Origin of the sequence: Aeromicrobium sp. CTD01-1L150 (assembly GCF_041951745.1) — a bacterium.
Lineage (GTDB): Bacteria > Actinomycetota > Actinomycetes > Propionibacteriales > Nocardioidaceae > Aeromicrobium.
The window spans coordinates 740,927-764,699 of record NZ_CP169555.1; the positions used below are offsets into that span (position 1 = coordinate 740,927).

Genomic DNA, 23,773 nt, shown 5'->3' on the forward strand with positions numbered 1-23,773 from the left:
GAAAGCCGAGGTGGGCAGCAGAAAACCGGGGGGAGTCACCTGATTCCCAGGAACTCATGGGAATCAGGGGGACCGTGGGACGGGGCGGGTGGGTGGTGCTCGCGCGGCCGGGTGGAGCGCCGCATGTTCTAGGGTCATCGAGTGCGCACCGCGACCTACTCGATCCCCATGCCGCTGCGCTTTCGCGGCATCGAGCGTCGCGAGGGGATGCTGCTGCAGGGACCTGCCGGATGGGCGGAGTTCAGCCCGTTCCTCGACTACGACGATGCCGAGAGCATGCCGTGGCTGCGTGCCGCCCTGGACTCGGCGAGGCAACCCTGGCCGGACCCGCTGCGCTCGCACGTCCCGGTCAACTGCACCGTCCCTGCCGTCACCCCGGACGTCGCCCGCGGCATCGTCGAGCGGTCCGGCTGCAGGACGGCCAAGGTCAAGGTCGCCGAACCCGGTCAGCAGCTCGACGACGACCGTGCCCGCGTCGAGGCCGTGCGTGAGGCCCTCGGTCCGCACGGCCACGTCCGCGTCGACGCCAACGGCGGCTGGAGCCTCGATGAGGCTGAGCGCGCCGTCCAGGTGCTCGACGCCGCAGTGGGCCTGGAGTACGTCGAGCAGCCGTGCGCGAGCGTGGAGGACCTGGCAGCGCTGCGTCGTCGGGTGGACGTCCTGGTGGCTGCCGATGAGTCCATCCGGCGCGCCGACGACCCCTACCGCGTCCGCGAGCTCGGGGCAGCCGACGTCGCGGTGCTCAAGGTGCAGCCGTTGGGCGGGGTCCACGCCTGCCTTCACATCGCCGAGCAGATCGAGCTGCCCGTGGTGGTCTCGAGCGCGGTCGAGTCGTCGGTGGGCCTGGCCGCCGGCGTCGCCCTCGCGGCGGCCCTGCCCGAGCTGCCACACGCCTGCGGACTGGCCACCACCTCCCTGCTCCGCACCGACGTCGTCGCCAGGCCGCTGGTGCCCGTCGACGGTGCGCTGCCGACCGGGCGCGCCGAGGTCGATCCCGCGGCGCTGGAGTCCTGCGCCGCCGACGGCCCGACCTCGGCCCGTTGGCGGGAGCGCCTCGCACGGGTCTCGACGTTGCTGGAGGCGGGCGATGCCTGAGCGCGCCGACGGCGCATCCGCTGTCCAGACTGCTCGTCGGCTCGTGGAGAGGCTGCTGCAGCTGGGATCCAGCGAGGCGGTGCTTGCCCCCGGCTCACGGTCCGGACCGTTGGCCCTCGCGCTGCACGCCGCCGACGCCCAGGGTCTGCTCCGGCTGCACGTGCGCGTCGACGAGAGGGAGGCCGGCTTCCTCGCGCTCGGCCTGGCGCGGGGCTCACGGACGCCGGTCGCCGTGGTCACGACGTCGGGCACCGCGGTCGCCAACCTGCATCCCGCGATGCTCGAGGCGCTGCACGCGGACGTACCCGTCGTCGCCGTCACCGCCGACCGCCCGGGCCGGCTGCGGGGCACCGGCGCCAACCAGACGACGGACCAGCGTCACCTCTTCCCGGGACTGGCGTACGTCGAGCAGGTCGACGCGCTTCAGGATGGGCCCGCCCAGCTCAACCTCGAGCTCGACGAGCCGCTCGTCGCGCCGGTGGACTGGACCTTCGCCGTGCCTCGCGAGGCCGGGAGGCCGAGCGACGCGAGCTCACCGGCCGTGACGCCGCGGAAGCACGGATCCGGGGGCATCGCGCAGGACGCCCGCGAGGTGCTGCGGCTCGATGCCGGTCCCCGCACCGTGGTGGTGGCCGGGGACGACGCCGGCCCCCGCGCCCGGATCGTGGCCGAGGAGGGCGGCTGGCCGCTGCTCGCCGAGCCGACGTCCGGTGCCCGCACCGGTCCGGCGCTCGTCTCGGGCCGGCTGCTGCTGGACTCCCCGTTGGCCGACGTCGTCCAACGGGTCGTGAGCCTGGGCCACCCGACGCTCTCGCGCTCCGTCACCCGGCTCCTCGGGCGCGACGACGTGGACATCGTGCACGTCGGCACCCCGGCGACCTTCCCGCACGTCCCCGGGCCTCGGGTGAGGTTCGCCCGCGACGTCAGGGTGCAGGCACGGGGAGAGGCCGCCTGGCTCGACCTCTGGCAGGAGGCCGACCAGCAGGTCACCGAGCTCATCGATGCGGTCGTGTCCGCTCGAGCCGACTCGGCGCCGTACCGAGTGGCGCAGACGGTGGGCGCGGCCGTCCCGCCCGGTGGTCTGCTGTTCGTCGGCTCGTCCAACCCCGTGCGAGACCTCGACCTCGTGGCCCGTCCGTACCCCGTCGGACAGCGCCGTCTCGTGCTCGCCAACCGGGGCCTGGCCGGCATCGACGGCACCATATCCGCGGCAGTCGGCGCCGCGCTGTCCAGACAACGCCGCCACGAGGGCAGCAGCGCACTCGCCGTCATGGGTGACCTGACGTTCCTGCACGGCGCCAACGGCCTCCTGCTCGGCCCCGACGAGCCCCGGCCGGACCTGGTCATCGTGGTCGTCAACGACGACGGTGGCAGCATCTTCGCCACCCTCGAGCAGGGTGACGCCGCCTACGCCGATGCCTTCGAACGGATCTACGCGACGCCGACGGGCACCGACATCGCTGCGCTGTGCCGTGCGCACGGCGTCGCCCACCACAGAGTCGGCGCCGATGCGCTGCCCGACCTCCTCGGTGCCCTTGGCCGCCCACGGCCCGGCGCCCCCGCCGGTGCTGTTCCCGGCCGCCCACGGCCCGGCGCCCCCGCCGGTGCTGTTCCCGGCCGCCCACGGCCCGGCACCCCCGCCGGTGCTGTTCCCGGCCGCCCACGGCCCGGCACCCCCGCCGGGGTCCCCGGGGGTCTGCAGGTGGTCGAGGTGCGGGTTCCGAGAGCCTCACGTCGTGCACTCGACGCCGCGCTCAAGGCCGCCGCAGCGGCTCACCATGAGACGTTGAGCCGAGCCGTGGACGCACTCGGATACCGAGAGTAGGTTGGGTGACGCCGGTCACTCCCACCATCGAGAGGGTTCCATGGTCGCCGAGAGCTTCGACTACATCGTCATCGGATCAGGCAGCGCCGGGGGTGTGGTCGCCGCCCGTCTGACCGAGGACCCTGGCGTCTCCGTCCTGCTGCTCGAGGCCGGTCCGATGGACGACGACGACATGATCCACCTGCCCGCCGGCTTCCCGACGCTGTTCAAGACCAAGTGGGACTGGGGATACCAGACGACGGCCCAGAAGCACTTGGGCGGACGCCGGGCCGACTGGCCGCGCATGAAGGCCCTCGGCGGCTGCTCGTCGATGAACGCGATGATCTACATCCGCGGCAACCGCGCCGACTACGACGAGTGGCGCGACGCCTACGGGGCCACCGGCTGGGGTTATGACGACGTCCTGCCGTACTTCCGCAGGTCCGAGGGCAACACCCGGCTGGACGACTCCTTCCACGGCACGGACGGCCCCCTCGTGGTGGAGGACCGTCGTTTCACCCACGAGCTCAGCCACGCCTTCGTCGACGCCGCCGTCGCGGCCGGGCACAAGCCGCTCGACGACTTCAACGGCGCCGTCCAGCAGGGAGCCGGTCTCTACCAGGTCACCTGCCACAAGGGTCGACGCTGGTCCGTGGCCGACGCCTTCATCCGGCCTGCTATGCAGCGGCGCAACCTCACGGTGCGCACCGGTGCCCTGGTCACCCGCATCGAGCTCGAGGGCGACCGCGCGGTCGGCGTCACCTACCGCCGTGACGGTGTGGAGCACGCCGTCAGCGCCGACGCCGAGATCGTGCTGTCCGGTGGGGCGGTCAACAGCCCGCAGCTCCTCATGCTCTCGGGCATCGGTCCGGCCGCGCACCTGCGTGACGTCGGCGTCGACGTCGCGGTCGACCTGCCCGGGGTCGGCGCCAACCTGCAGGACCACCCGGTCTCGGCCCTGCTCGCCCACACCAAGGGCACCACCGACGTCGCGGAGTCGCTGTCCCTGCCCAACCTCCTGAAGGCCCAGAAGCTCGGCCGAGGACCGCTGACGTCCAACGTCGCCGAGGCAGGCGCCTTCTTCGGTACCGGCGGGGGCGCGGGGCCGGGGGCCGCAGAGGGCACCGAGGCGCCCGACGTCCAGATCCACTTCGCGCCCACCGGCTTCTGGGACAACGGCCTGCACGAACCCACGCGCCGGGCGTTCACGGCGGCCGTCACCCTCGTGCGGGTCCAGAGCCGCGGCCACGTCCGGCTGCGCTCGGCCGACCCCACGTGGCACCCCGAGATCGAGCCGGGATACTTCGATGACCGCGCAGACCTCGACGCGATGCTCCGCGGCTATCGCAAGCTGGCGCAGATCCTGCGGCAGTCGGCCATCGACCGCTACGTCGACGCCCCGTGGGAGCCGAGCAGCCTGGACGCGAGCGACGAGGAGATCATCGAGTCGATCGGCCGCATCGGGCAGACGCTCTACCACCCGGTCGCCACCTGCTCGATGGGCACGGGTGAGGACGCGGTCGTCGATCCGGAGCTGCGGGTGCGTGGCGTGGCGAACCTGCGCGTGGCCGATGCCTCCGTCATGCCCACCGTCCCGCGCGGCAACACCAACGCCCCCACGATCATGATCGGTGAGAAGGCCGCCGACCTGTTGAAGGAGTCACGATGACCGCCACCATCCCGGCCCCCACGTCCGCACCTGCCGCGGGACCGCGTCGTCCCGTCAGCAGTGCACCGCCCCCGGCCGACGGCGTCGAGACGTTCGACTCACTCGACCCCGCCACCGGTGACCTCGTCGGCGTGCACCCGGTGGCCTCGGCCGAGGACGTCGCCTCGGCGGTGGAGCAGGCACGCGAGAGCGCACAGTGGTGGAGCGCCCTGGACTTCGCCGAACGGGCCGACCATCTCCTGACCTGGCGCAGCGTCCTCACCCGACGGCTGCCGCAGCTGGCCGAGCTGGTCCACCGCGAGACCGGCAAGCCGCACGCCGACGCCACGTTGGAGGCGGGCCTGGCGATCGACCACATCGCCTGGGCAGCCAGGAACGCCAAGAAGGTGCTCGGACGTCGTTCCGTGGCGCCCGGACTCCTCATGGCCAACCAGGCGGCGAGCCTGGAGTACCGGCCGTTCGGCGTCGTCGGCGTCATCGGTCCGTGGAACTATCCGGTCTTCACCCCCATGGGCTCGATCGCCTACGCGCTGGCGGCCGGCAACTCGGTCGTGTTCAAGCCCAGCGAGTACACCCCCGGGGTGGGGCAGTGGCTCGCCGACACCCTGACCGAGGTGGTGGGCGGGCGTCCGCTGCTGCAGTGCGTCACCGGCCTGGGCGCCACCGGGCACGCGCTGTGCACCTCCGGCGTCGACAAGCTGGCGTTCACCGGCTCCGGGGCCACCGGCAAGAAGGTCATGGCAGCCTGCGCCGAGACACTCACACCGGTCATCATCGAGGCCGGCGGCAAGGACTCGCTGATCGTCGACGAGGACGCTGACCTCCCCGCGGCAGCGGAGGCCGCCCTGTGGGCCGGCATGGCCAATGCCGGGCAGACCTGCATCGGCACCGAACGGGTCTACGTCCACCGCGCCGTCTTCGCCCAGTTCGTCGACGAGATCACCGAGCAGGCCAAGGGGCTGTACGCGGCCAGCGCCGGTGGTGGGGAAGGCGCCAAGATCGGCCCCATCACCATGCCGTCGCAGGTCGACGTGATCCGCAGCCACGTGCAGGACGCGGTCGACCAGGGAGCCACCGTCGTCATGGGCGGTCCCGATGCGGTGGGGGAGCGCTTCGTGCAGCCGACGATCCTGACCTTCGTGCCCGAGACCTCCACCGAGATGACCGAGGAGACCTTCGGGCCGACCCTCGCGATCAACCCTGTCGACTCGATGGACGAGGCGGTGGAGCGCACCAACGCGACACGGTACGGGCTGGCCGGTGCGGTGTTCTCCAAGAAGCAGGGCGAGGAGATCGCCCGCCAGGTGCGCTCGGGCATGACGTCGGTCAACTCCGTCATCGCCTTCGCGGGCGTGCCGTCGCTGCCCTTCGGGGGCGTGGGGGAGTCCGGGTTCGGACGCATCCACGGGGCAGACGGTCTGCGGGAGTTCACCTACGCCAAGTCCATCACCCGCCAACGCTTCAGGCCCCTGCTCGACCTCACGACGTTCGCCCGTGACGAGAAGACCGAGAAGGCCTTCGGGCTCGTTCTCACGCTCCTGCACGGCGGCAGGAAGACGCTGCGCGACCTCCGCTGATCTGAGGGGGTCGGGTCGGCTCACTAGGGACCTTGCCCGATGTGAGGCGCCACCTCAGAGCACGAGTCTGAGGTCATGATCACCGACCCGCAGAGCTTCGTCACCGCCACCATCGCGATGCGCCACGAGTCCGTCCGCGGACCCCGGGACACCCGCGCCGGCCACCGCTTCCACCGCACGGCGCCGCCCCGTCTGCGTCGCAGCATCCTGCCGCGACACCTGACGACCGTGTGACCGCTGCCGTGCGCGGCGGAAGTCGTCGGCGCGCTCCGTCATGATGGGGGACATGGCCACTGCCCCCACCACGCCGATCGTCGGCCGCGACGCCGAGCTCGAGGAGCTGAGCGGGGCGCTCGGCCTGGACGCGGCCGTCCCGGTCGACGCCGTGCTGCTGGGCGGCGACGCGGGCATCGGCAAGACCCGAGTGGTGCGCGAGCTCGTCGAGAGAGCCCGTGGCGCGGGGTTCAGCGTCCTTCTCGGACACTGTCTCGACCTCGGGGCCAACACGCCGTCCTTCGAGCCGGTCGCAGAGATGCTCGCCCACCTGCCCGACGACGTCCGGGCCCGGCTCCTGGAGTCTCAGCCGGCCCTGCGTGGGCTGATGCTGCGGTCCTCCGAGGCCGAGGATCCGGACCGGCTCCGCGCCGAGGTCGTCTCCGCGGTCGCACGCGGTCTGGAGGTCCTGGCCGCCGATGGCCCGGTGCTGCTGGTGGTGGAGGACCTGCACTGGGCGGACGCATCCACGCGGCACCTCGTGCGATACCTCCTGGCGCGCCGTTTCACCCGCCCCGTCGCGGTGCTCCTCACCTACCGCAGTGACGACCTCCATCGGCGGCACCCGCTCCGCGAGGCGTTGGCCGAGTGGTCGCGCCTGCCGTCGGTGCGCCGCACCGAGCTCGGCCCGCTCGATCACGTGGCCCTGGGGGCACTGCTCCGCTCGCGGGCCGCCTCCCGGCTGAGTGCCGACGGCATGGAGGCGATCATCGGCCGGGCGGAGGGCAACGCCTTCTACGCCGAGGAGCTCCTCGACGCCGGTCTGGCCGACGGCTCGCTCCCGGAGGACCTGGCCGACCTGCTGCTCGTGCGGGTCGACCGGCTGGGAGAGGCGGCCCGTCTGGTCGTGAGGGCCGTGGCCTGCGCCGGTTCATCGGTCGGTGACACCCTGCTGCGCCGGGTGGTGGGCGACGTCGATCTGGATGCCGCCCTGCGCGAAGCGGTCGATCTCAAGGTGCTGGTGTCGCGGGGAGACGTCCTGGTCTTCCGGCACGCCCTGCTGGCCGAGGCGGTGCGCGACGACCTGCTGCCGGGGGAGCGTCGCCACGTCCATGCGGCCTTCCTCACCGCCCTCATGGACGACCCGACGCTCGGGACAGCCGCCGAGCGGGCGTTGCACGCGCACGGGGCCGCCGAGCCCGCCACCGCGTTCGCCGCGGACGTCCGGGCTGCTGAGGACGCGCGCCGCGTCGGCGGTCACGACGAGGCCGCCGGGCACCTTCAGCGTGCCCTGGCGGTCGGCGACCACGCCCCTGAGGGCACCGATCTCGTGGAGGTGGTCATCGAGACGGCCGACGCCCTCCTGGCCTCGGGGCGGGTCCGCACCGCCGCAGCGCTGGTGAAGGACCGGCTCGGCACCGTCACCGACGATGCCGATCGCGCACGACTGCTCTTCAGCGCGGGGCAGATCGCCTACCTCAGCGGCACCGACGCCGACGCGGACGCCGCCAGTCTTGAGGCGCTCGAGGCGGCTGATGCGGCACCGCCCTTCCTTCGTCCCCGCATCGAGTCTCTGCGTGCCTCGGCACTGTCGCTGATGCGTCGCGACGACGAGGCGCTCGAACGCGCCGAGCGAGCCCTCGCGCTCGCCGAGCAGCATGGGGACGACCAGACGACGGCCGAGGCCCAGACCACGATCATCAAGCTCCTGGCACGCAGCGGTGCCGACCCGGAGAAGACGCAGCGCCGCTACAGCGAGATCGCCCAGACGGCTCGGCGGCAGGGCGACGTCAACGGAGAGCTCCGTGCGCTGCACCACCTGGCGTTCGTGCACCTCAGCGGCGGCGCCCTCGCCGAGGGCGAGCGGGTCTTCCGCGAGACCATGCGTCGCGGCGAGGAGACCGGCCGGGCCTGGGCTCCGTACGGCTTCGACGGTCGCTTCTTCACCGCGGTGACCTGCTACCTGCGGGGTGCATGGGACGAGACCCTTGCGCTGCGGGTGAGCACAGGTGGGACCAGGCTCGCGCGGGCCTGTCTGGAGGCCGTGGCGTTGCTGGTCGCAGCGGGTCGTGGCGAGCAGCCCGATGCCGCGGACGTCGAGCAGCTGCGGGCCCGCTGGGACCTCGACGTCGCCCTCGCGGTGCACAGCGGGACGGCCCTCATCGACCTCGCTGCCGACCACGTCCAGGCCGGCGCCGCGCACGACGAGCTGCTCGAGGTGCTCGACGCGGTGTGGCGGGAGAGCCTCGGGCCCCAGCGGCTCCGGATGGGTGGGCTCCTCATCGGCCGGCTGGCGCACGCAGTCCCCCACACCGCCACCGGCGAGCATGCCGTCATGCTCGAGCGAGCCGAGGCCGCTCTCGAGGCGGCGCGCGCGTCCGCCGCGGCGTTCCCACAGCTCGGGCCGGAGGGCCGCGCCTGGCTGGCGCGGGTGGAGGCCGAGGCCGATCGCTTCCGCTGGCTCACCGGCATCGACCCGCCGACGGCGGAGGCGCTCGTCGACGGCTGGCAGCGCACCACCGAGGCGTTCGAGGCGTTCGGCGAGGTCTACGAGCAGGCCCGTTCGGCCACCCGGCTGGCGCAGGTGCTGAAGGCGCAGGGGCGCACCTCGGAGGCCGAGCCGCTGCTGCACGAGGCGCGAACGATCGCGCAGCGTCTGGGTGCACGACCGTTGCTGGCCGAGATCTCTGGGTTGTCCACCGGCGGCGAGGCCGCAGACCGCTCCGCCGAGCTGACGCCGCGTGAGATCGAGGTGCTCAGCCTCGTCGCGGCCGGACGGACCAACGGAGACGTGGCTGCCCAGCTGTTCATCAGTCCCAAGACCGCATCGGTGCACGTCTCCAACATCCTCGCCAAGCTCGGTGCCTCCGGACGAACCGAGGCCGCGGCGATCGCCCGCCGCCGCGGTCTGGTGGACTGAGGGCGTTCAGTGGTCGGTGCGAACCGCTGGAGGCCTGAGATCCACCCATCACGACCGCCTGCCGCACCGCCCAGATGGTGCCGACGGGCGTGAGGTCCGCTACCTCCACGGCACGCGGCCGAGGGCGCGCCGAGACCGACGTCGCGCCGCTCGGCCACGGCGTCGGGCGTTGGCTACGCTCTCGGGGTGAGTTTTCGTCGTTACGTCGCCATGGGCGACTCCTTCACCGAAGGGGTCGGCGACCCCGACCCGTCCCTGCCGAACGGCGTGCGCGGATGGGCTGATCGTGCCGCTGACGTGCTGGCCGGGCAGGTCGATGACTTCGGGTACGTCAACCTCGCCATCCGCGGTCGCAAGATGGTTCCGGTGATCGCCGAGCAGCTGGAGCCCGCCGTCGCGCTCCAGCCGGACCTGGTGACGCTCTACGCCGGCGCCAACGACATCCTGCGGCCCTCGGTGGACATCGACTCTCTCGTGGCGGCCTACGACCAGGCCCTCGCCGAGCTCGTGGCCACGGGCGCCCGGGTGGTGACGTTCACGGCGTTCGATCCCGGAGGGTTCCCCGTCTTCGGGGCCGTGCGTGGTCGCTTCGCCGTCTACAACGAGCTGGTGCGCGAGGTCGCCGAGCACCGTGGCGTGACGCTCATCGACTTCTGGCGGATGCGTGAGTACCGCGACCCGCGGATGTGGGACGTCGATCGGATGCACATGTCGTCGGCAGGCCACCAGCGGATGGCCATCGCGGTGCTCGACGCCCTCGACGTCGAGCACGACCTGCAGCCGCTCCCGATGCCGGACCGCCCGGTCCTGACCGCGTCGCAACGCTGGGCGGCCAACCGCGAGTGGGTGTCCGCGCACGCTGCTCCCTGGATCAAGCGCCGCCTCACCGGAACCTCCTCCGGCGACACCCTCGCGCCCCGCTGGCCCAGCTACGAGCGCTGAGCCGACCTCGCTCAGTCAGGACCAGACGCCCTGATCGGTGCCTCAGCAACCGTGAGGGTCGCTTTTCGGTTGCAGTGGCACCGATGCGGAGCTTGCTCGGTGATCGGTGCCTGACCAACCGAAAGACCTGCGTTTCAGTTGCTGGAGCACCGATCAGGCAGCCACCGCGCCATTCGGTTGCTGAGGCACCGATCAGCGGTCAGGACAGGGCGTCGCGGATCGGGATGAGCTTGGCGCTGGACTCGGCGAGCTCCTCGGCGGGGACGGAGTCGGCGACGATGCCGCAGCCGGCGAAGAGCCGGACGCTGCGCTCGTCCTGCGCCACCTGGGCCGAGCGCAGGGCGATGCCGAACTCGCCGTCGCCGCTCGCGCCGATCCAGCCCACGGGTCCGGCATAGCGGCCACGATCCAGCCCCTCGATCTCGCTGATCAGCTCCACGGCGGCGTCGCGCGGCGTCCCGCCGACGGCCGCCGACGGGTGCAGGGCCGAGGCGAGCATGAGTGCGCTGGTGTCCCCGGCCACGACACCGGTGACGTCGGTGGCCAGGTGCATCACGTTGGGCAGGTGCAGCACGAACGGGGCCTCGGGAACGTTGGTGCTCGTGCAGTAGGGCAGCAGGGCGTCGGCCACCGATCGCACCGCGTACTCGTGCTCCTCCAGGTCCTTGCTGGAGCGGGCGAGCGAGGCGGCCAGGGCGAGGTCGTGCGTGTCGTCCCCGGTGCGACGGATCGTGCCGGCGAGCACTCGTGACGTCACCAGACCACGCTCCAGCCGGACCAGCATCTCCGGGGTGGAGCCGAAGAAGCCGTCGACGTGGAAGGTCCAGCAGCCGGGGTAGTCGTCGGCCAGGCGTTGCAGCGGTGCCCGGACGTCGAGCGGCTCGTCGAACCTCGCCACGAGGTCGCGTGCCAGCACCACCTTGTCGAGGCGGTCGTCGGCGATGCGGGTGACCGCCTCGGCGACGATGCCCATCCAGCCCTCGGCGTCGACCGGGCCGTCGGCGACACTCACCGTACGGGGCTCGCGCACCGGGCTGGTCCGGCCGAGGACCGGCGGCGTGGTGATGTTGGGGCCGACCACCGTCACCCAGCTGCGTCCGTCGCGGCGACCGACGACCACCTCAGGCACGACGAGCCGGCTGCCTTGGGCGGCGGCGTCGAAGGTGAAGGTCCCGAAGGCGACCAAGCCGCTGCCCGGAATCTCGAGCGCATCACGCACCACGCTGTGCCGGGTGATCTCGCGCCACCACGTGTGAGCGTCGGCGAACCGCGTCTCACCGCTGGTCTCGAAGCTGGCCGCACGCCCCCATCCGATGAGGCCGTCGCCGTGGTGCACCCAGGCCACGGCCTCCTCCCGGGGGAGCAGTGACAACAGGGTTCCGGGGTCGTCGATCTCGACCGTACGCACGACCAAAGGAACGGCTGATGGGACGTCCGACGGGTCGACGACGGGGCTGCTCACCCGCACGAGCCTACTCGCGTCCACCACACGTGCAGGTCGCGGTCGGGCCGTACGGGCCCGGCCACCGGGTCTGCAGGACCGTGGCCCGCGGTGCGCCGGGCGTGGGTCCGCATGGCACAGTGGCGCCGTGAGCCGAGCCGGTCTGGACAAGGAGCCCCGTGACGTCGCGCGCATGTTCGACACGGTGGCCCGTCGCTACGACCTGACCAACGACGTCCTCTCGCTCGGCCAGGACCGCCGGTGGCGCAGGAAGGTCGTCGACCTGGTCGCTCCCCGGCCGGGCGAGCTCATCCTGGACCTCGCTGCCGGCACCGGGACGTCCAGCCGGCCGTTCGCCGCCGCCGGTGCCACCGTCGTCCCGTGCGACTTCTCCCTCGGCATGCTGGAGGTCGGCCGGGAGCACTACAGCGACCTTCCGTTCGTGGCCGGGGACGGCATGGCTCTGCCGTTCGCCGACGACGTGTTCGATGCCGTGACCATCTCCTTCGGCCTGCGCAACATCCACGACACGGTGCAGGGGCTGCGTGAGCTCCAGCGCGTCACGCGGCCGGGAGGGCGCGTCGTGGTCTGCGAGTTCAGCACACCCACGTGGCCCCTGTTCGAGACGGTCTACTCCAACTACCTGATGCGCGCGCTGCCGACGATCGCGCGCACGATCTCCTCCAACCCCGAGTCCTACGTCTACCTCGCGGAGTCGATCCGGGACTGGCCGGACCAGAAGGGCCTCGCGCTGCGGATGGTCCAGGCCGGATGGGGGCGCGTCGAGTGGCACAACCTGTCCGCTGGGATCGTCGCCCTGCACCACTCGGTCAAGCCCTGAGCGTGTCCGGGACGGCCTGCACCGGATAAGCCCACCCTCACTTAGCGTGACCTAAGTTACAGGCCAATTTGGGCGGGCGTAGAGTGAGATCACGGTCACGTTGTGAATCCATTCACAAAGGCACGACCGGGTTCATCGACATCGCCGTCGGGAGGTGCCCATGCAGGCCTACACGCCCATCCTGGTGCTGGGTGCCTTGGCGGCCGCGTTCGCCATCTTCAGCGTGGGGATCGCCCCGCTCACCGGTCCCAAGCGGTACAACCGGGCCAAGCTCGACCGCTACGAGTCCGGCATCGAGCCGAGCCCCGTGCCCGAGGGCGGCGGGAAGGTCTCGGTCAAGTACTTCTTCACCGCGATGATGTTCATCGTCTTCGACATCGAGATCGTCTTCCTGTACCCGTTCGCCGTCGCCTTCGACGAGCTGACGTGGTTCGCGGTCTTCGCGGTGATGCTGTTCCTCGTCAACATCACGGTCGCGTACGCCTATGAGTGGCGGCGTGGCGGAATGGAGTGGACCTGATGGGTATTGAGGAGAAGCTTCCCAGCGGCGTCCTGCTGTCGACGGTCGAGGGCCTGGCCGGTTACATGCGCAAGGCCTCCTTCTGGCCGGCGACGTTCGGTCTGGCGTGCTGTGCCATCGAGATGATGACCTTCGGCGCTCCGCGCTACGACTCCGCGCGCTTCGGCATGGAGGTCTTCCGCCCCAGCCCGCGCCAGGCCGACCTGATGATCGTCGCCGGTCGCGTCAGCAACAAGATGGCACCCGTCCTGCGGCAGATCTACGACCAGATGGCGGGCCCCAAGTACGTCCTCGCGATGGGCGTGTGCGCCAGCTCCGGTGGCATGTTCAACAACTACGCGATCGTCCAGGGCGTCGACCACGTCGTTCCCGTCGACATGTACCTGCCGGGCTGCCCGCCGCGCCCGGAGATGCTCATCGACGCCATCCTCAAGCTCCACGACCAGATCCAGCACGGCAAGCTCGGTGCGCACCGCGAGGCGCAGATCGCCGAGAACGAGGCCGCGGCCCTCGTCGCCACGCCCACCTCGGGTCAGAAGGGCCTGATGCGCTGATGGCCGAGCAGGACGACAAGAAGCGCACGGTCGACGACACCACCGACACGCAGGACGCCTCGCACGAGACGCAGGAGTCCCTCGCGTACGCCGATGCGCCCGTCGGCCCTGAGCCGTGGTCGCCGGATGCCGAGCTGCCGGTCGTGGAGGTCCGCGAGGGCATGTTCGGCGTGCGTGGCACCGGCGACACCAGCGGGTTCGGAGGGATGGAGCGTCCCGTGGTCATGCCGGGGGCCTCGCAGCCGCCGTTCGGGGGATGGTTCGACGACGTCCACCGTGCCCTGGGCGATGGCGTGCAGGACGGGATCGAGTACACGGTCGTGGACCGTGGCGAGCTCACCTTCTTCGTGCGTCGCGAGCGACTCCTGGAGGCGGTCACCCACCTGCGCAACGATCCCGCGCTGCGGTTCGAGTTCTGCTCGTCGGTCAGCGGTGTGCACTTCCCGCAGGAGAGCGGCCGCGAGCTGCACGTGGTCTACCACCTGCTGTCCATGACCCACAGCCGGCGCATCCGCGTGGAGGTCACCGCACCGGACTCCGACCCGCACGTCCCCAGCGTCGTGGGGATCTACCCCACCGCCGACTGGCACGAGCGCGAGACGTGGGACATGTTCGGCATCGTCTTCGACGGTCACCCGGCGCTGACCCGCATCCTCATGCCCGATGACTGGCAGGGCCACCCGCAGCGCAAGGATTATCCACTGGGCGGCATCCCGGTGGAGTACAAGGGCGGCACGATTCCGGCCCCGGACCAGCGCAGGAGCTACTCATGAGCACCACCGAGGACGCCTACGCCGGCACCCACGAGACCACGGCCGGCCCGGTCTACACCGTCACGGGTCAGGACTGGGACTCCATCGATCCCTCGAGCATCGACGGCGACCGCATCGTGGTGAACATGGGTCCGCAGCACCCGTCCACCCACGGTGTGCTGCGGCTCGTGCTGGAGATCGACGGCGAGACCGTCAAGGACGCTCGCGCCGGCATCGGGTACCTGCACACCGGCATCGAGAAGAACATGGAGTTCCGCACCTGGACACAGGGCGTCACGTTCTGCACCCGGATGGACTACGTGGCGCCGTTCAGCAACGAGGCCGCCTACGTCGCCGGCGTCGAGCGGCTGCTGGACATCGAGGACGACGTCCCGCAGCGTGCCAAGGACATCCGGGTCCTGCTGCTGGAGCTCAACCGGATCAGCTCTCACCTGGTGGCCATCGCCACCGGCGGCATGGAGCTCGGCGCCCTGACCGTCATGACCTGCGGGTTCCGCGACCGCGAGATCATCCTGGACCTGTTCGAGATGATCACCGGCCTGCGGATGAACCACGCCTACATCCGCCCCGGCGGTGTCGCGCAGGACCTCGCCGACGGGACGCTGGAGAAGATCCGCTCCACGGTGCGCGTGCTCAAGAAGCGACTGCCCGAGTACGCGGCCCTGTGCAACGCCAACCCGATCTTCAAGGGCCGTCTCAAGGGCGTCGGTGAGCTGGACCTCGCCGGGTGCCTCGCGCTCGGCCTCTCCGGACCCGTCGTGCGGGCCACCGGCTACGACTGGGACCTGCGGCGCAAGCAGCCGTACTGGGGCTATGACACCTATGACTTCGACGTCGTCACGTGGGACGAGCCGGACTCCTACGGCCGGTTCCGGGTGCGCCTGGAGGAGATGAACCAGAGTCTTCGCATCGTCGAGCAGGCCGTGGAGCGTCTGGCGGGCACCGCGGGGGAGCCGGTCATGGTCGACGACCCCAAGATCGCCTGGCCGGCGCAGCTCAGCGTCGGCGCCGACGGTCAGGGCAACTCCGCCGAGCACATCAAGAAGATCATGGGTCAGTCGATGGAGGCGCTCATCCATCACTTCAAGATCGTCACCGAGGGCTTTCGCGTGCCGGCCGGCCAGGCGTACGGGGTCATCGAGGCCCCGCGAGGCGAGATCGGCTGCCACGTCGTCTCCGACGGTGGCACCCGGCCCTACCGCGCCCACTTCCGCGATCCCAGCTTCGTCAACCTGCAGGGCACCTCGATCATGAGTGAGGGCGGGATGATCTCCGACGTCATCGTGGCCATCGCCAGCATCGACCCCGTGATGGGGGGAGTGGACAGGTGAACAGTCACGACAGCACGAACACATCGTCGGCGAACCCGAGCCCGGCGACCGCAGGCGATGGGCACAGCGGCACTGAGCGAACGAGTGCCCTGTCGGAGGCGACCGTCGTCGAGATGCGCGAACTCATGGGGCGCTACCCGCAGGCTCGCTCGGCCCTGCTGCCGATGCTGCACCTCGTGCAGTCCGAGCAGGGCAGTGTCACCGCCGAGGGAATCGAGACGTGCGCCGAGCTCCTGGGACTGAGCGCTGCCGAGGTCTCCGGCGTGGCCACCTTCTACACGATGTACAAGCGACGCCGCATGGGTGAGCACCACGTCGGCGTGTGCACCAACACGCTGTGCGCGGTCATGGGCGGCGACGCCATCTTCGAGCGGCTCAAGGACCACCTGGAGATCGGCAACGACGAGACCACCGAGGACGGCAAGGTCACCCTCGAGCACATCGAGTGCAACGCGGCGTGCGACTTCGCGCCCGTGCTCACCGTCAACTGGGAGTTCATGGACAACCAGACGCCGGAGTCGGCCGTCGAGCTCGTCGACGCGCTGCGCGCGGGCGAGAGCGTCGAGGCCACCCGCGGCGCCACGATCACCAGCTGGCGTGAGGCCGAGCGGGTGCTCGCCGGGTTCGAGGACGGCCGGGTCGACGAGGGGCCGGCAGCCGCCGGCGCCTCGCTCGTGGGCCTTCAGATCGCTGAGGAGAAGGGCTGGTCCGCACCGGCCTTCGACGACGGCAGGGGTGCCGGGCCGGGGGCGGCAGAAGGCACGGCGGCCACCGCGGAGACCGCCGAGGGGGCGGCTGCCCAAGCGGACACGGCGCGTGCTGAGTCCGAGACCGAGGCCGAGGAGTCGCCTGCCGACACGCGCGGCGGGGGTTCGGGGTCACGGGCCGAAGATGGCACCGCTGGAGGATCGGAGGAGTCCGATGACTGATGTCCTGACACCCGTGCTCAGCAGCAACTGGGCCGACGAGAACGCCTGGAAGCTCAGCGCGTACGAGCGTCGTGGCGGCTACGAGGCCGTGCGCACCGCACTGTCGATGGAGCCCGACGAGATCGTCACGCTGGTCAAGGAGTCCGGTCTGCGCGGTCGTGGCGGCGCCGGCTTCCCCACCGGCATGAAGTGGAGCTTCATCCCCCAGGACCCCGAGACCGAGGCGGGTCGCAAGCCCAAGTACCTCGTCGTCAACGCCGATGAGTCCGAGCCGGGCACCTGCAAGGACATCCCGCTCATGATGGCCAGCCCGCACACCCTCATCGAGGGAGTCATCATCTCCTGCCTGGCGATCCGCGCCGAGCACGCCTTCATCTACGTGCGCGGCGAGGTGCTGCACGTCGTCCGACGTCTGCGGGCCGCCTGCCGCGAGGCCTACGAGGCCGGCCTGCTCGGTGAGGATGTGCTCGGCAGCGGCAAGAGCGTGAACCTCGTCATCCACGCCGGCGCCGGTGCCTACATCTGCGGTGAGGAGACCGCGCTGCTGGACTCCCTGGAGGGACGCCGCGGCCAGCCCCGGCTGCGTCCGCCATTCCCTGCGGTCGAGGGCCTGTACGCGTGCCCGACGGTCATCAACAACGTCGAGTCCATCGCGTCGGTGCCGGCCATCGTGCGCGGCGGCATCGACTGGTTCGGCTCCATGGGCACCGAGAAGAGCAAGGGCTTCACGCTGTACTCGCTGTCCGGGCACGTCAAGCGCCCTGGACAGTACGAGGCACCCCTCGGCATCACCCTGCGTGAGCTGCTGGAGCTCGGTGGCGGGATGCGTGACAACCCGGACGGGACGAGCTCGGAGCTGAAGTTCTGGACGCCCGGCGGGTCCTCCACACCGATCCTGACCGATGAGCACCTCGACGTCCCACTCGACTACGAGGGCGTCGGCGGTGCCGGATCGATGCTGGGCACCAAGGCCCTGCAGGTCTTCGACCACACCACCTCCGTCGTGCGATGCGTGCTGCGCTGGACGGAGTTCTACAAGCACGAGTCGTGTGGCAAGTGCACTCCCTGTCGCGAAGGGACCTGGTGGTTGGTGCAGGTCCTGGACCGCCTCGATCGAGGTCGAGGAGAGCCGGGCGACATCGAGCTCCTGCTCGACCTGTGCGACAACATCCTGGGTCGCTCCTTCTGCGCCCTGGGTGACGGCGCCACGAGCCCCATCACCTCGGCCATCGAGTACTTCCGCGAAGAGTTCGAGGCCGGGATGCACACGCCGTCCGGCGAGCTGTTCCCGCCCGCCGCGTCGACCCTCTTCCGGCAGGAGGTCACCGCATGACCGAGCCTCAGCGAGGGCATCGTCGGCACCTCATGGCGGCGCTGCCCTGTTCTCGTTCCTTCCTGAGGGAGGTGTTGGCATGACTGTCACCGATCCTGACTCCACCCAGACTCCGGTCGAGCTCGTCACCCTGACGATCGACGACGTCGAGGTCAGCGTGCCCAAGGGCACCTTGGTCATCCGTGCCGCCGAGCTCATGGGCGTCGACATCCCACGTTTTTGCGACCACCCCCTGCTCGAGCCGGTCGGGGCGTGCCGCCAGTGCCTCGTGGAGGTCACCGACGCCGGCAACGGACGCGGGTTCCCCAAGCCTCAGGCCTCCTGCACGTTGGAGGTCGCCCCGGGCATGGTGGTCAAGACGCAGGTCACCTCGTCGGTGGCGGCCAAGGCGCAGCACGGCACGATGGAGTTCCTGCTGCTCAACCACCCGCTCGACTGCCCGGTCTGCGACAAGGGCGGCGAGTGCCCGTTGCAGAACCAGGCCATGAGTCACGGCCGGGGTGAGAGCCGGTTCACCGAGACCAAGCGGACCTTCCCCAAGCCGTACGCGATCTCCGAGCAGGTGCTCCTGGACCGTGAGCGGTGCGTCCTGTGTGCCCGGTGCACCCGGTTCTCCGAGCAGATCGCCGGCGACCCGTTCATCGCGCTCCTGGAGCGCGGCGCCCAGCAGCAGGTGGGCATCGGGCCGTCCACCGACGACGGCTCGTCCGGCGGCGACGTCGACGACGAGGATCCTGAGGGCCCGGTCCTGGATGGCGCCGGGCAGCCGTTCCACTCCTACTTCTCCGGCAACACCATCCAGATCTGCCCGGTCGGGGCCCTCACGAGCGCCGACTACCGGTTCCGCGCCCGGCCCTTCGACCTGGTCTCCACGCCGTCGGTCGCCGAGCACGACGCCTGCGGCTCGGCCATCCGGGTCGACCACCGCCGCGGCAAGGTGATGCGTCGCCTCGCCGGGGACGACCCCGAGGTCAACGAGGAGTGGGTCACCGACAAGGACCGGTTCGCGTTCACGTGGACCACACAACCGGACCGCCTGCGCACGCCGCTGGTGCGCGACGAGGACGGCGAGCTCCAGCCCGCCTCGTGGCCGGCGGCCCTGGCCGTCGCGGCCCGAGGACTCGCCGCCGCCGACGGCAAGGTCGGTGTGTTGCCGGGCGGCCGGCTGACGGTGGAGGACGCCTTCGCCTACAGCACCTTCGCCCGGGTGGCGCTGCGCACCAACGACATCGACTTCCGGGCCCGTGCCCACTCCAAGGAGGAGGCGACCTTCCTGGCCTCCACGGTGGCCTCGAGCCGGCCGTCGGTGCAGTACAGCGACCTGGAGGCCGAGGGCACCACCGTGGTCCTGGTGGGTCTGGAGCCCGAGGACGAGGCCGGGACGATCTTCCTGAGGCTGCGCAAGGGGTTCCTGGTCGGCAACACCCGCGTCGTCTCCGTCGGCACGCATGCCTCCCGCGGGCTGGAGAAGGTCGGCGGCGAGCTCGTCGCCACCACCCCCGGAGGAGAACCGGCAGCCCTCGAGTCCTGGGCGACGGACCTGAAGCCCAGCGGTCCGGTGATCATCCTGGCCGGCGAGCGGCTGACCGCTCTCGCCGGCGGCCCCAGCGCCGTGCTCCGGGCCGCCGAGTCGCTCGGCGCGCGTCTGGCCTGGGTGCCGCGTCGTGCCGGTGATCGTGCAGCGGTGGAGGCGGGCTGCCTGCCCAACCTGCTGCCCGGTGGACGGCCCGTCTCCGACGCCGAGGCCCGCGCCGACCTCGCCGCCGCATGGGGCGTCGGCTCCGTCCCCGGCCGCGTCGGACGCGACACGGCCGGCATCATCAAGGCCACCGTCGAGCGCAAGCTCCGCGCCCTCGTGGTCGGGGGCGTCGAGGTCGACGACCTGCCCGACCCGGCGGCTGCCCGCGAGGCCCTGGCCGCAGCCGACTTCGTGGTGAGCCTGGAGGTCCGCGAGAGCGACGCCACCCGTGCCGCCGACGTCGTGCTGCCCGTCGCGCCAGCGGTCGAGAAGCCGGGCACGTACCTCACCTGGGAGGGGCGCCGTCGACCGTTCGAGGCCGTCCTGCAGGTGCCCGGCGCCCTCACCGACCTGCGCGTGCTCGCCGGCATCGCCGAGGAGCTGGGCGTCGAGACCGGCATGCGCACCATCTCCGACGCCCGTCGACTCATCAGCGAGATCGGGCCGTGGGACGGCGAGCGGCTCGCCGCGCCCGACCAAGCGGCTCCCGAGACGCCGGTGGCCAAGGGCCGGGGCAAGGTCCTGCTGTCCACCTGGCGCCAGATGATCGACGACGCCCGCGGCCAGGACGGTCAGGACACCTACCGCGCCACGGCACGACCGGCCGTGCTGCGGGCCTCGGCAGCCACCCTCGCCGCCGCTGGCATCGAGCCCGGGGCCCCAGCCACCGTCTCCACCTCAGCCGGCTCGGCGTCGTTCCCGGCGCAGGTCGACGACCTGCCCGACGGTGTCGTGTGGGTGCCCGGCAACAACGGCGTCAACCTGCGGGACGCGTTGCGCGCCGGCCACGGCGACACCGTGACCCTGTCGGCGCAGGAGGTCTCATGAGTGTGGCGGTACGTGGTTTCGATACGCCACGACATCGGTCGTTCCTCCCTCGTCGTGGCTACTCAACCACCGAGACATGGCCAACCATTGCAGCTCGGCTAACCGGCTCCTCGGTGGTCGAGTGCGACGCGAGCTCTGCGAGCGGTGTATCGAGACCACGTCGATTCGCTTCGGTGGTGATCACCCATGAGTGAGCTGTTCGGCAACGAACCCTTCTGGGTGGTCGCACTCAAGGCCGCCTTGATCTTCGTGATCCTCGTGGTCTTCACGCTGTTCAACATCTGGTTCGAGCGCCGTGTCGTGGCCAAGATGCAGCACCGAGTCGGACCGAACGTCCACGGGCCGTTCGGCCTCCTGCAGAGCCTCGCCGACGGTGTGAAGCTCGCGCTCAAGGAGGACGTCGTCGTCAAGGCGGCGGACAAGCTCGTCTACGTCCTCGCTCCGATCCTGGCCACCATCCCGGCCTTCCTCGCCTGGGCGGTCATCCCGCTCGGCCCCGAGGTGAAGATCCCGTTCACCGACACCGTCACCCCCCTGCAGCTGACCGACCTCCCGGTGGCGGTGCTGTACATCCTGGCGGTCACGTCGGTCGGCGTGTACGGCATCGTGCTGGCAGGCTGGGCCTCGGGATCCACCTATGCGCTGCTGGGCGGTCTGCGCTCCAGCGCCCAGGTCATCTCCTACGAGGTGGCGATGGGCCTGAGCTTCGTGACGGTCTTCATCTACGCCGGCTCGATGTCGACGTCGGAGATCGTGGCCGCGCAGGAGGACCTGTGGTTCTTCGTGCCGTTGCTGCCGTCCTTCATCGTCTACCTGATCGCGATGGTCGGCGAGACCAACCGTGCACCGTTCGACCTCCCCGAGGCCGAGGGTGAGCTGGTCGGAGGGTTCCACACCGAGTACAGCTCGCTGAAGTTCGCGCTGTTCTTCCTCGCCGAGTACATCAACATGGTCACCGTCTCGGCCCTGGCCACCACGCTGTTCCTCGGCGGTTGGCGGGCGCCGTTCGGCCTCGGCACCATCTGGGAGGGCGCCAACGACGGCTTCCTGCCCGTGGTGTGGTTCCTCGGCAAGACGCTGGGCTTCATCTTCCTGTTCATCTGGTTGCGCGGCACCCTGCCCCGCATGCGCTACGACCAGTTCATGGCGTTCGGCTGGAAGGTGCTCATCCCGATCTCGTTGGCCTGGATCGTGGCGGTCGCCTTCATCCGCAAGCTCCGCAACGACGACATGCTCGACCAGCGCTCGCTGTTCATCGCCGCGGGTGTCGCGGCCGCCGTCTTGCTGCTGAGCCTGTTCATCCCGGAGAAGAAGGAGCCGCAGGAGGAGCCGCCTCATCTCCGCGGCGGGGGCACCGACCCCGACGGTTCGGCGGAGGAGAGCGACGGCAGCTTCGTGGGTGGCTATCCCGTGCCACCCATGCCTGAGAAGACCTGGAACCAGAAGGAGGGTGGAAGATGAGCGCGCGCGAGAGCCTGTGGGACCCGATCGCCGGTTTCGGGGTGACCTTCCGGACGATGTTCAAGAAGACCGTCACCGAGCAGTACCCGTTCGTGAAGTCGCCGACCGCACCACGCTTCCACGGACGCCACCAGCTCAACCGCTGGCCGGACGGCCTGGAGAAGTGCATCGGCTGCGAGCTGTGCGCATGGGCCTGCCCTGCCGACGCCATCTACGTCGAGGGCGCCACCAACGACGACTCACCCGATGGCGAGGGGCGCTTCAGCCCCGGCGAACGGTACGGCCGCGTCTACCAGATCAACTACCTGCGCTGCATCTTGTGCGGGCTGTGCATCGAGGCGTGCCCCACCCGCGCGCTGACGATGACCAACGAGTACGAGCTGGCCGACGACAACCGCGAGGACCTCATCTATGAGAAGACCGACCTGCTCGGTCCGCTGCTGGAGGGCATGGTCGAGCCGCCGCACGCGCAGATGATCAGCGACGACCACCACGACTACTACAAGGGCAAGACGCTCCCGCTCCTTCCGGCCGACCCGGCCGAGGACGCCGAGGTCAACCCGGCCTCCAGCTCCGAACCAGGGACGCCCGCATGAGTGAGCGCTCCCCCAAGCAGCCCCGTGCCGGGTGGTACCCCCAGCGAGCGAACCTTCAGGACGTGGTCGCATGAGCGTGTTCTGGACCCTTGCGCCGCTCATGGTGCTGGCCGCGCTCGGGCTGTTGTTCGCGCGCAAGGCCGTGCACGGAGCCCTGTGCCTGGCGGTGGTGATGATCAGCCTCGCGGTGTTGTACGCCGCACAGGACGCTCCGTTCCTGTTCGCGGTGCAGATCATCGTCTACACCGGCGCCATCATGATGCTGTTCCTCTTCGTCCTGATGCTGGTGGGAACCTCCACCGAGGAGTCGCTGAAGGAGACGATCAAGGGACAGCGTCTCGCCGCCACCGCCGTCGCGCTGCTCTTCGGCACGACGGCGGTCCTGGCGATCGGACAGACGGTCACCGGCACCGTCACGGGGCTGGAGGAGGCCAATGCCGGCGGCAACGTCGAGGGCCTCGCGGCACTGATGTTCGGCGACTACGTCGTGGGCTTTCAGTTCACGGCCGCGCTGCTGATCACCGCGGTGCTGGGCGCCATGGTGATGGCGCATCGCGAGGAGCTGGGCATCCGACGCAGCCAGGGCGAGATCGCCAAGGACCGCATGCGGGAGTACTCCGAGCTGGGTCGTCACCCGGGCAACCCACCGACGCCCGGCGTGTTCGCGCGGCACAACGCCGTCGACACCCCGGCGCTGCTGCCCGACGGCACCCCGGTGGAGGATTCGGTCTCACCGAGCATCGTCTCGCGTGGACAGCTGCGTGACGGGTTCGAGGGCGACGTCGACGAGATCGCCGACGAGCTCACGCCTGAGCAGACCGACCCCTGGCCTGCTGCCTCGACCGAGGTCGAGCCGCCCGGGCCGAGAGCCGATGAGGACGATTCCGATGAGGAGGGGGAGTCCTCGTGACCGAGTACCTGACCCTGTCCCTGATCCTCTTCACGATCGGCGCCACCGGCGTCCTGGTGCGACGCAACGCCATCATCGTCTTCATGTGCATCGAGCTGATGCTCAATGCCACGAACCTCGCGTTCGTGACGTTCGCCCGTCAGCACGGCAACCTCGACGGTCAGATCGCGGCGTTCTTCGTCATGGTCGTCGCGGCGGCCGAGGTCGTCATCGGCCTGGCCATCATCGTGTCCATCTATCGCACGCGTCGTTCGGCCTCGGTCGACGAGGCGAGCCTGTTGAAGCTCTGAGGGGAGAG

The 23,773-nt window shown here is 70.5% G+C and carries 20 protein-coding genes; 19 read left to right on the forward strand and 1 reads right to left on the reverse strand.

The annotated features are described in order from the left end of the window. Positions 1–141: 141 nt before the first annotated feature. The 7 genes from ACEVFP_RS03620 to ACEVFP_RS03650 all read left to right on the forward strand — a co-directional run bounded on the left by ACEVFP_RS03620 (position 142) and on the right by ACEVFP_RS03650 (position 10,220). Positions 142–1,095 (forward strand): o-succinylbenzoate synthase, encoded by a 954-nt coding sequence (locus ACEVFP_RS03620; protein WP_375002039.1) that lies wholly within the window; start codon positions 142–144, stop codon positions 1,093–1,095. After that, the gene (menD, locus tag ACEVFP_RS03625) at positions 1,088–2,920 is read left to right on the forward strand and encodes a 2-succinyl-5-enolpyruvyl-6-hydroxy-3-cyclohexene-1-carboxylate synthase (protein WP_375002041.1); all 1,833 of its coding nucleotides are present in this window, start codon (positions 1,088–1,090) and stop codon (positions 2,918–2,920) included. The genes ACEVFP_RS03620 and menD overlap by 8 nt, the downstream gene beginning before the upstream one ends. 40 nt (positions 2,921–2,960) lie before the next feature. Beyond that, on the forward strand, positions 2,961–4,568 hold the full coding sequence (locus ACEVFP_RS03630) for a GMC family oxidoreductase (RefSeq protein WP_375002042.1): 1,608 nt from the start codon (positions 2,961–2,963) through the stop codon (positions 4,566–4,568). Beyond that, positions 4,565–6,145, forward strand: a complete 1,581-nt coding sequence (locus tag ACEVFP_RS03635; RefSeq protein ID WP_375002044.1) for an aldehyde dehydrogenase family protein — start codon at positions 4,565–4,567, stop codon at positions 6,143–6,145. Before ACEVFP_RS03630 ends, ACEVFP_RS03635 begins: the two co-directional genes overlap by 4 nt. 75 nt (positions 6,146–6,220) lie before the next feature. Continuing rightward, entirely contained in the window at positions 6,221–6,379 is a 159-nt protein-coding gene (locus ACEVFP_RS03640) for a hypothetical protein (protein WP_375002045.1), read from the forward strand. Between the two features lie 52 nt (positions 6,380–6,431). Continuing rightward, entirely contained in the window at positions 6,432–9,278 is a 2,847-nt protein-coding gene (locus ACEVFP_RS03645; protein WP_375002046.1) for an AAA family ATPase, read from the forward strand. A 186-nt stretch (positions 9,279–9,464) separates the two neighbouring features. Next, positions 9,465–10,220, forward strand: a complete 756-nt coding sequence (locus tag ACEVFP_RS03650; protein WP_375002048.1) for an SGNH/GDSL hydrolase family protein — start codon at positions 9,465–9,467, stop codon at positions 10,218–10,220. 199 nt (positions 10,221–10,419) lie between these two features. Here ACEVFP_RS03650 and ACEVFP_RS03655 read toward each other — a convergent pair whose 3' ends face one another. Continuing rightward, positions 10,420–11,688, reverse strand: coding sequence for an isochorismate synthase MenF (locus ACEVFP_RS03655; protein ID WP_375002049.1), 1,269 nt, complete (start codon positions 11,686–11,688; stop codon positions 10,420–10,422). Between the two features lie 121 nt (positions 11,689–11,809). Between ACEVFP_RS03655 and ACEVFP_RS03660 the strand changes: the two genes are divergently transcribed. The 12 genes from ACEVFP_RS03660 to nuoK all read left to right on the forward strand — a co-directional run bounded on the left by ACEVFP_RS03660 (position 11,810) and on the right by nuoK (position 23,765). Further along, complete coding sequence (locus tag ACEVFP_RS03660) at positions 11,810–12,502, forward strand: demethylmenaquinone methyltransferase (protein ID WP_375002050.1); 693 nt, start codon at positions 11,810–11,812, stop codon at positions 12,500–12,502. 160 nt (positions 12,503–12,662) lie between these two features. Then, positions 12,663–13,022 (forward strand): NADH-quinone oxidoreductase subunit A, encoded by a 360-nt coding sequence (locus ACEVFP_RS03665; RefSeq protein WP_375002051.1) that lies wholly within the window; start codon positions 12,663–12,665, stop codon positions 13,020–13,022. Further along, a complete protein-coding gene (locus ACEVFP_RS03670; RefSeq protein WP_375002052.1) occupies positions 13,022–13,576 on the forward strand; it encodes a NuoB/complex I 20 kDa subunit family protein in 555 nt (184 codons plus the stop codon). Before ACEVFP_RS03665 ends, ACEVFP_RS03670 begins: the two co-directional genes overlap by 1 nt. Beyond that, positions 13,576–14,349, forward strand: a complete 774-nt coding sequence (locus ACEVFP_RS03675; RefSeq protein WP_375002053.1) for an NADH-quinone oxidoreductase subunit C — start codon at positions 13,576–13,578, stop codon at positions 14,347–14,349. The genes ACEVFP_RS03670 and ACEVFP_RS03675 overlap by 1 nt, the downstream gene beginning before the upstream one ends. Beyond that, on the forward strand, positions 14,346–15,680 hold the full coding sequence (locus ACEVFP_RS03680) for an NADH-quinone oxidoreductase subunit D (RefSeq protein WP_375002054.1): 1,335 nt from the start codon (positions 14,346–14,348) through the stop codon (positions 15,678–15,680). Before ACEVFP_RS03675 ends, ACEVFP_RS03680 begins: the two co-directional genes overlap by 4 nt. 113 nt (positions 15,681–15,793) lie before the next feature. After that, positions 15,794–16,609, forward strand: a complete 816-nt coding sequence (nuoE, locus tag ACEVFP_RS03685; RefSeq protein ID WP_375002055.1) for an NADH-quinone oxidoreductase subunit NuoE — start codon at positions 15,794–15,796, stop codon at positions 16,607–16,609. Beyond that, complete coding sequence (gene nuoF, locus ACEVFP_RS03690; RefSeq protein ID WP_375002056.1) at positions 16,602–17,942, forward strand: NADH-quinone oxidoreductase subunit NuoF; 1,341 nt, start codon at positions 16,602–16,604, stop codon at positions 17,940–17,942. Before nuoE ends, nuoF begins: the two co-directional genes overlap by 8 nt. Positions 17,943–18,021: 79 nt before the next feature. Continuing rightward, positions 18,022–20,508, forward strand: coding sequence for an NADH-quinone oxidoreductase subunit G (locus ACEVFP_RS03695; protein WP_375002057.1), 2,487 nt, complete (start codon positions 18,022–18,024; stop codon positions 20,506–20,508). Between the two features lie 186 nt (positions 20,509–20,694). Further along, on the forward strand, positions 20,695–21,969 hold the full coding sequence (nuoH, locus tag ACEVFP_RS03700; RefSeq protein WP_375002058.1) for an NADH-quinone oxidoreductase subunit NuoH: 1,275 nt from the start codon (positions 20,695–20,697) through the stop codon (positions 21,967–21,969). Continuing rightward, a complete protein-coding gene (gene nuoI / locus ACEVFP_RS03705; protein ID WP_375002059.1) occupies positions 21,966–22,565 on the forward strand; it encodes an NADH-quinone oxidoreductase subunit NuoI in 600 nt (199 codons plus the stop codon). Before nuoH ends, nuoI begins: the two co-directional genes overlap by 4 nt. A 70-nt stretch (positions 22,566–22,635) precedes the next feature. Then, on the forward strand, positions 22,636–23,475 hold the full coding sequence (locus tag ACEVFP_RS03710) for an NADH-quinone oxidoreductase subunit J (protein WP_375002060.1): 840 nt from the start codon (positions 22,636–22,638) through the stop codon (positions 23,473–23,475). After that, positions 23,472–23,765, forward strand: coding sequence for an NADH-quinone oxidoreductase subunit NuoK (gene nuoK, locus ACEVFP_RS03715; protein WP_375002061.1), 294 nt, complete (start codon positions 23,472–23,474; stop codon positions 23,763–23,765). Before ACEVFP_RS03710 ends, nuoK begins: the two co-directional genes overlap by 4 nt. The last annotated feature ends 8 nt before the right edge of the window (positions 23,766–23,773 follow it).

Bases quoted from the DNA above. Each gene is read 5' to 3' on its own strand.
- ACEVFP_RS03645 (WP_375002046.1), top strand. From the start codon at position 6,432: ATGGCCACTGCCCCCACCACGCCGATCGTCGGCCGCGACGCCGAGCTC.
- ACEVFP_RS03680 (WP_375002054.1), top strand. From the start codon at position 14,346: ATGAGCACCACCGAGGACGCCTACGCCGGCACCCACGAGACCACGGCC.
- nuoI (WP_375002059.1), top strand. From the start codon at position 21,966: ATGAGCGCGCGCGAGAGCCTGTGGGACCCGATCGCCGGTTTCGGGGTG.
- nuoH (WP_375002058.1), top strand. From the start codon at position 20,695: ATGAGTGAGCTGTTCGGCAACGAACCCTTCTGGGTGGTCGCACTCAAG.
- ACEVFP_RS03640 (WP_375002045.1), top strand. From the start codon at position 6,221: ATGATCACCGACCCGCAGAGCTTCGTCACCGCCACCATCGCGATGCGC.
- ACEVFP_RS03630 (WP_375002042.1), top strand. From the start codon at position 2,961: ATGGTCGCCGAGAGCTTCGACTACATCGTCATCGGATCAGGCAGCGCC.
- ACEVFP_RS03675 (WP_375002053.1), top strand. From the start codon at position 13,576: ATGGCCGAGCAGGACGACAAGAAGCGCACGGTCGACGACACCACCGAC.
- nuoE (WP_375002055.1), top strand. From the start codon at position 15,794: ATGCGCGAACTCATGGGGCGCTACCCGCAGGCTCGCTCGGCCCTGCTG.
- menD (WP_375002041.1), top strand. From the start codon at position 1,088: ATGCCTGAGCGCGCCGACGGCGCATCCGCTGTCCAGACTGCTCGTCGG.
- ACEVFP_RS03695 (WP_375002057.1), top strand. From the start codon at position 18,022: ATGACTGTCACCGATCCTGACTCCACCCAGACTCCGGTCGAGCTCGTC.
- ACEVFP_RS03665 (WP_375002051.1), top strand. From the start codon at position 12,663: ATGCAGGCCTACACGCCCATCCTGGTGCTGGGTGCCTTGGCGGCCGCG.
- ACEVFP_RS03670 (WP_375002052.1), top strand. From the start codon at position 13,022: ATGGGTATTGAGGAGAAGCTTCCCAGCGGCGTCCTGCTGTCGACGGTC.
- ACEVFP_RS03710 (WP_375002060.1), top strand. From the start codon at position 22,636: ATGAGCGTGTTCTGGACCCTTGCGCCGCTCATGGTGCTGGCCGCGCTC.
- nuoF (WP_375002056.1), top strand. From the start codon at position 16,602: ATGACTGATGTCCTGACACCCGTGCTCAGCAGCAACTGGGCCGACGAG.
- ACEVFP_RS03635 (WP_375002044.1), top strand. From the start codon at position 4,565: ATGACCGCCACCATCCCGGCCCCCACGTCCGCACCTGCCGCGGGACCG.